The organism is Actinomycetota bacterium, assembly GCA_018334075.1.
GTDB lineage: Bacteria > Actinomycetota > Coriobacteriia > Anaerosomatales > UBA912 > JAGXSC01.
The window spans coordinates 1-6668 of sequence record JAGXSC010000036.1; the positions used below are offsets into that span (position 1 = coordinate 1).

6 protein-coding genes and 1 tRNA gene are annotated in these 6668 nt (G+C 57.8%); 3 read left to right on the forward strand and 4 right to left on the reverse strand.

The window, feature by feature from the left end; genetic code table 11:
• Positions 1 to 479 precede the first annotated feature (479 nt).
• A tRNA-Met gene (locus KGZ89_04610) sits at positions 480 to 556 on the reverse strand.
• A gap of 198 nt (positions 557 to 754) precedes the next feature.
• On the opposite strand from KGZ89_04610, the gene KGZ89_04615 reads away from it, so the two are divergent.
• The 3 genes from KGZ89_04615 to KGZ89_04625 are packed head-to-tail and all read left to right on the forward strand — an operon-like array spanning position 755 to position 4816.
• Entirely contained in the window at positions 755 to 2014 is a 1260-nt protein-coding gene (locus tag KGZ89_04615; protein MBS3974131.1) for a C40 family peptidase, read from the forward strand.
• Positions 2015 to 2021: 7 nt separating this feature from the next.
• Complete coding sequence (locus KGZ89_04620; protein ID MBS3974132.1) at positions 2022 to 3467, forward strand: TldD/PmbA family protein; 1446 nt, start codon at positions 2022 to 2024, stop codon at positions 3465 to 3467.
• Positions 3464 to 4816 carry a TldD/PmbA family protein gene (locus tag KGZ89_04625; GenBank protein MBS3974133.1) on the forward strand — a complete coding sequence of 451 codons (1353 nt, stop codon included), beginning with the start codon at positions 3464 to 3466 and terminating at the stop codon, positions 4814 to 4816. Before KGZ89_04620 ends, KGZ89_04625 begins: the two co-directional genes overlap by 4 nt.
• A gap of 215 nt (positions 4817 to 5031) precedes the next feature.
• Here the strand turns inward: KGZ89_04625 and KGZ89_04630 are convergent, their stop codons facing one another.
• The 3 genes from KGZ89_04630 to KGZ89_04640 form a co-directional block, all read right to left on the reverse strand.
• Positions 5032 to 5670, reverse strand: coding sequence for a V-type ATP synthase subunit D (locus tag KGZ89_04630; protein ID MBS3974134.1), 639 nt, complete (start codon positions 5668 to 5670; stop codon positions 5032 to 5034).
• Positions 5670 to 5858 carry a hypothetical protein gene (locus KGZ89_04635; protein ID MBS3974135.1) on the reverse strand — a complete coding sequence of 63 codons (189 nt, stop codon included), beginning with the start codon at positions 5856 to 5858 and terminating at the stop codon, positions 5670 to 5672. The genes KGZ89_04630 and KGZ89_04635 overlap by 1 nt, the downstream gene beginning before the upstream one ends.
• Positions 5855 to 6668, reverse strand: an 814-nt coding sequence (locus KGZ89_04640) for a V-type ATP synthase subunit B (GenBank protein ID MBS3974136.1), incomplete at its 5' end; no start/stop codon positions are given. The genes KGZ89_04640 and KGZ89_04635, both read right to left, overlap by 4 nt.

Consider the following 6668-nt stretch of genomic DNA (forward strand, 5'->3'; position numbering starts at 1 on the left):
TCCGGGCCAAGCCCTCCCGAGGCTGCGCCGCAGCCGCAATCGGCATACGCTCCGCCACAGGGCCCAAGACGAGTACGACTGACAGGCCGCACGAAAGCATGCGGCTCAAAAGCCGCCTTCGGAAACGTTTCACAAATGCCCCCCCGGCCCTACTGGGCCAAGATCCCTACCCGGTGGCTCACCGGCCCCTCTGGCGCGACTGACAACGACGCCAAACTACCACGAGGCGCCAGGGGATGCAAGTCTGCTGGAAGCATCCGGAAACATCTCAAGGCTAGGGGCCGGCTCGACAAATGAAGGTGGCTCCTCACTCTCTTCCAATTCAGTCGCGGCACTCCACGCGGAGATGACTCGTTCAGGTAGATGTTCCTAGGTTCCAGAGTAGGGTCTCTAGAGTGCCTGTTGTAAGAATTGTTGTATGGAGCCGTATGCAAAACAAAAGGCCGGAGAGCCTGTAAGCCTCCGACCTGCTAGTTTCCTGGTCGCGGGGACAGGATTTGAACCTGTGACCTTCGGGTTATGAGCCCGACGAGCTACCAGACTGCTCCACCCCGCAATATTGTCGCCTCTTGGCGGATACGTAAGGTAACACACGATGGCATCACATTACAACCAAATACTTAAGCGAGCAGCACGTGTCGATAGCTTTAACCAGCCGATTAATGATATTGTTAGGTACTAGTTAGATTTTTCAACACTATGGCACCTGTATTGCAGTTAAGCATCTCAGGTGACAGATGTGTGAGAGGCAGATATGCCTGGCGGACAATTCATCGCTACATTTACTCTGTGCGTGGCGCAACTCATTACAGCTGCGGCGTTGCTTGCGGCCCCAGCCTCCGCGCATGCGAACCCGATTGATTCCGCGACGCCAAGTCCCCCGGCAACGGCCAGTACGACACCGCAGCCTCCGGCGCCGTTGCGCACTCCTCCAGCCGACAACTCTTCCTCGGCAATCAACGTTCCCGTCGACGAAGAAACGGCGGAGTTCAGAGCCGAGCTCGCTCGTAGACAGCAGTTGCTCGACGAGTTTCTGGCGCAGCTCGACGCCCTCGATCGCGAGCTGTCCATAGCGGCCGAGGCGCACAACGCCGCAGTGGCGCGCCTTGAGGCTACGCGGCAGCAGATAGCACGCACCGAAGTCGATCTCGCCAACGCCGAGCACGCTTACTCCGTGCAGATGGAGCTTCTCAATGGCCGCACCGCCGAAATGTACAAGGAGGGCTCGCTGAGCCCCCTCGTAATGCTGCTCGGATCCGATTCCTTCCAGGATCTCATCGCGCGGGTTCAGTTCCTGAACGCGATTGGATCTGCAGACGCCGCGGCGGCCGAGAAGTTACGCGCCCAGCGCGACCTCGTTAGGGAGTCCGCAGATAGACTTCGGGAAGCTCAAACGCACGCCGAGACCCTGGAGTTCGAACTCAAAGCGCGTCAACTCGAGATCATGGCCCGCATCGAGGAACGACAGGAGATGCTGGCTAACGCCCAGCTGGAGCTGCTCGAACTGCTCGACGAACATGCCGCGCAAAGGCAGACAGAGGAGACCGCCCTGCTCCGCTCGATACTGTCGGGCGCAAACGAGGCTGGCATCAGGATCGAGCCCGGGTCGCCTGTTGAGACCGCTTTCGCTTACTACGGTGTGCCTTATCTTTGGGGAGGAAAGAATCCCGCCGGATTCGACTGCTCGGGCTTGCTTTACTACACCTTCAAGCAGCATGGCGTTGAGCTCCCACACTACTCTGGAGCCCAGTTCCTGCGCGGCGAGAGAATCCCACCTGCCGCCCTGCAGCCTGGGGACGCGGTGTTTTTCGGTTCACCAATCCACCATGTGGGGATGTATGTAGGAGGCGGCTATTTCATACACGCGCCACGAACCGGGGATTTCGTCAGTCTGGCCCCGTTGGCCGAACGCCGTGACTATGCCGGAGCTCGAAGATACAATTGGGTGCCGCGTACGGCTCCGCCCTCACGCGCAAGAGTAAACCCCGCCGCCCCGTTTGCCGCAATTCGCTAGGAGTTCAATGAGGGAATTTATCGATGCCGCGCTTAATGCCGCCGCGCTTGCGGGAGCTTCCTATGCCGATGCTCGAATCGTGGAGACCACACAGGAAGGGATCGCGGTAGCCGATGGAAGGGTCGAAGGCATCGACTCATCTACATCGATGGGGATAGGGGTCCGGGTGCTTTTCAACGGCTCCTGGGGCTTTTCCTCCTCGGCGAATCTGACCGAAAACGACGCGGCGGCCACCGCTAGACAAGCCGTCTCCATCGCGCGCGCCTCCGCACTTTGTCCTGGCCCTTCTCCAGTAGTCTTGGCTGAGTCCAGGCCGATAACCGACTCGTGGTCCGGCCCCTGCGAGATCGATCCGTTTGAGGTGTCGATCTCGACAAAACTTTCCTTGCTGACCGAGGTGGACGCGATACTGAGAGCCGAGCCCGCAGTAAAGCTCACGAAAGCTCAATTGGGCTTTTACCGGGTGAAAAAGTTCTTTGGCTCAAGCGAGGGTTCCTACATTACCCAGGAGCACGTTGAGTCAGGCGGGGGCTTCACCGCTTACGCCATCACCGGCGACGAGGTGTTCCCGCGCTCTTACCCCACCTCCCACACCGGCGACTGGGTCCAGGGAGGCTGGGAGGCAATCGAGCGGATGGACCTTTCGGGCAACGCCGGACGTATCGCCGAGCAGGCTGCGGCGCTGGCCAGCGCTCAACCATGCCCAAGCGGCCAATACGACGTGATAATCGATGGAAGTCAGCTTGCCTTGCAAGTGCACGAATCGATTGGACACCCCACCGAACTCGACCGCGTCTTAGGCGACGAGGCCGCCTTTGCGGGCACCTCTTTTCTTGGCTTGTCCGATCTAGGCGTTTTGCGATATGGGTCAGAGCACGTTAACGTCACCATCGACTCCACCCTCCCAGGCGCTTTGGGATCTTTCGGCTACGACGATGAAGGCGTGCCGGCTCAACGGCATCATCTAATCACCAACGGTGAGCTCACGAGCTTCATGACGTCGCGGGAGTCAGCCGCGGCACTTGGAACTCAAAGCAACGGTTGCATGAAAGCGGACGGCTGGAATCGCATCCCGCTAATACGCATGACAACGGTTTCCCTTGAGCCAGGGCAATGGGCGCTTGATGATCTTATCGCCAGCACCGATAGAGGCATCTATCTGGAGACCAACAACTCCTGGTCGATAGATGACAAACGTTTGAACTTTCAGTTCGCTTGCGAAATCGGCTGGCTCATCGAAAACGGTCGCCTGACCAAGATGGTGAAAAACCCTAATTACACTGGCGTCACACCTCAATTCTGGAACTCCTGCGATGCCGTGTGCTCAACCGATCACTGGAGAGTCTGGGGTATACCGAATTGCGGAAAGGGCGAACCGATGCAGGTAGCTCATGTCGCTCATGGCAGCGCGCCAGCTCGTTTCAGAGATGTCACCGTGGGGGTTGGGCGATGAGCAAAGCTAGCACCGAAGCACGAGAGCTGGCGGCAACCGCGGTGGACAGCGCCATAGCATCGGGGGCCGATAGCGCCGAGGCGATAGTCGGCTGCGGAACCTCGGCTCTGACCCGTTTTGCGGGTAACCGGATTCACCAGAATGTCATGGAAACGGAGCTTTCCGTCTCAATTCGTGCCGTATCTGGATCAAAAAGCGGCGTTGCCTCAACCAACAGAATTGACCCGGCCTCGATTGAGAAATGCTGCCGCATCGCAGTGGAGGCCGCGAAGGCATCTCCGCCCGACCCTGCCTTTCCCGGTCTCCCTGAACCGCGACCGGTCACCAAAGGACACCCGGCAAATGACTTCACCGGCAACTTTGACGAAACCCTCCGTGCCTTAGCTGTAAAGAAAATTATCGGGCACTCTTCGACGCATGGTTTGACCGCCGCAGGAGGCGTCAGTGTCACTTCACAGACCACAGCGGTAAGCAACTCTTTGGGTGTTGACGTCGTCGGCACGGTAAATATGCTACGCGCCACCGTGCTTTCAATGGGCAACTCCAGTGGCTCAGGCTGGGCCTCATTCGTATCCGCCGACGCGAACAGCTTCGACCCGGACGCACTTGGCGAAGAGGCTGCCAGGCTTGCAATTCGCACGAAAGATCCCGGGCGCCTTGATCCCGGCAAGTACACAGTCCTTTTGGCTCCGGAAGCCGTAGCCGACATCCTTTTCTTCCTTGGCTGGATGACTTTCGGGGCAAAACCTTACGCCGAGAAACGCTCCGCTTTTTCGGATAGACTCGGCCAACTGATCTGCGACCCTTCGATATCGATATACGACGACGCTTTCGATGCTCAGACGCTAGGCCTGACGTTCGATTATGAAGGCCAGCCGAAGACCCGGGTATCGCTCGTTGAAAAGGGAGTGGCAGCCGGTGTGGTCACGGACTCATTCTGGGCTGCGCGGACCGGCCTTCCCAACACAGGCCATGCCCTGCCGGCGCCTAACGGTTATGGCCCATTGCCCCTCAATCTGGTCATGGGGGCCGGTGAAGCAACCATCGAAGAGCTCATCTCGAGCGTTGACCGGGGAGTTTACATAACCCGATTCCACTATGTAAACGTTGAAGACCCGATTCCGGTCACTTTGACCGGAATGACACGCGATGGAACATTCCTGATTGAAAACGGACAGCTATCTAAGCCACTTCTAAATCTGCGTTTCACTCAAAGCGCGATAGAAGCACTATCGAACGTTCGGGGCCTCACGAGCAAGCAGAGTCTGATTGGCATGTACAGCGGTAGCCCTGTTCTCACCCCTGGCCTGCTGATTGAGAAATTTGCGATCTCCGGCCAGACCACTTAACCAAGAAGCTTGCGATTTCCGACCGAACGACCTAAGCAACGCGCATAGAGCCCTGAAAAGCATGAGCCCCTGACGCCGATTTAGCGCGGGGCCCATGGGAACATGCACCTATTTCGTGGAGGGGCGCCACTTGGAAGCGGTGCTGTTCCAAAAGTCAGGAAGTTTTGTCGTCCCCGACTAATATTATTATCGGCGGTCGACTTTCGATACTTTAGCTATCCGGCGGATTCCTGTGCGGCAATAATTTCCTTGACCTTCATGAGTCGTACGAGATTTGCTCGCTCGCCCTCATCAAGCTTCATGCTGATCTGCCGAATGGCCGCTGTAACCTGCGGAATCAGAACATGCTCTAATGCATTGACCCTTCGGCGAGTGCGCTCGATCTCCGCGGCCAGCAACTCGATCGCCTTTTCTTTTTGTGCAAGTTCGATCACACGCTCGAGCACAGAAGAGAGCGTATCGATAGCCGAATCGAGCACAGCCGGCGTCGAAATATACGAATAGCAGCAAGGCACCGGCGGCTCCAGCAGCGAAAACACCGGGATATTGACGCTCATAACATTTCGGCTCTCCACCCCGACAAACGCCTTCGGAGCACTCGCGGATAGCGCCTGATCGATGTGGGGTCCGCCTGCCTCGGCACGAGAAATAACATACAGGCCGGCTACGACGGCGAGTTCTTTTTCCACCGATCGCCTGAGTCTGCGACTCTCCGATATTCTGCCGAGAAACTCCTTTAGCAGCTCGTCGAGTTTGTCTTTCAGCAGCTTATGCCCCCGCAAGGCAACCTGGTGACGGCGCTTGAGCTTCAGCAGCTCCATGCGGTTGGGGTTGACCCGCAGCGCAGATGCCATCACCCGTCCCACTTCCACAGAGCGTATGCCACGACGAAACACACCGCTGCAATGTTGATCACCCTCATGACTTTGATTGCTTTTGGCTCCTTGACGCCAAGGGTCTTATACGCGGCAGATACCCTTAGCTGCATCGATACCAGGGCCGCTAAAAAGGCAAACACGATCGCCCACAGAAGCACGTTCACGGCGACTCGCCTCCTTCTAGAACGGACAGATCACCTTCGGGCAAGTACCTCGCTATGTACTCTTCCTTGATGCGTTTGAGCTCGCTTCTCGGCAGAAGGGTGAGAAGCTGCCAGCCTGTCTGCAAGGTGCGCTCTATCGAGCGCTCCTCATCTTCGCCCTGTCCGATGAACCTCTCCTCGAAAGCGTCGGCAAAGGCAACAAACGCTTTGTCCGATTCGGAAAGCGCGGCCTGCCCAAGGATAACCGCGAGCTCTTTGGCCTGAATTCCATTGGCGTACGCGCCAAAAAGCTGATTGGACAGATCCGCGTGATCTTCCCGGGTCTTGCCCTCGCCGATACCTTTTTGCTTGAGGCGAGAGAGTGACGGCAGCACAGCGACTGGCGGATAGATGCCCCGGCGGTGCAAGTTGCGGTCGAGGATTATCTGGCCCTCGGTGATATAACCGGTCAGATCAGGAATCGGGTGTGTCTTGTCATCCTCAGGCATCGTAAGGATGGGTATCTGCGTAATTGAGCCTTTGCGCCCCTTGATCCTGCCAGCCCGCCCATAGAGAGTTGCAAGGTCGGTGTAGAGATACCCCGGGAAACCCCGGCGTCCCGGCACCTCTTTGCGCGCGGCGGACACCTCTCGCAAGGCCTCGCAGTAATAGGTCATGTCGGTGAGGATGACCAGCACGTGCATATCGCAAGTATATGCGAGATACTCCGCTGTCGTCAGTGCCATTCTGGGCGTGGCTATCCGCTCTACTGCCGGATCATCGGCGAGATTGAGGAACAAAACGGCTCGCTCGATAGCCGCCGTATCGCGC

Coding starts and splice junctions, on each gene's coding strand:
- KGZ89_04615 (MBS3974131.1), top strand. CDS start 755: ATGCCTGGCGGACAATTCATCGCTACATTTACTCTGTGCGTGGCGCAA.
- KGZ89_04620 (MBS3974132.1), top strand. CDS start 2,022: ATGAGGGAATTTATCGATGCCGCGCTTAATGCCGCCGCGCTTGCGGGA.
- KGZ89_04625 (MBS3974133.1), top strand. CDS start 3,464: ATGAGCAAAGCTAGCACCGAAGCACGAGAGCTGGCGGCAACCGCGGTG.
- KGZ89_04630 (MBS3974134.1), bottom strand. CDS start 5,670: ATGGCATCTGCGCTGCGGGTCAACCCCAACCGCATGGAGCTGCTGAAG.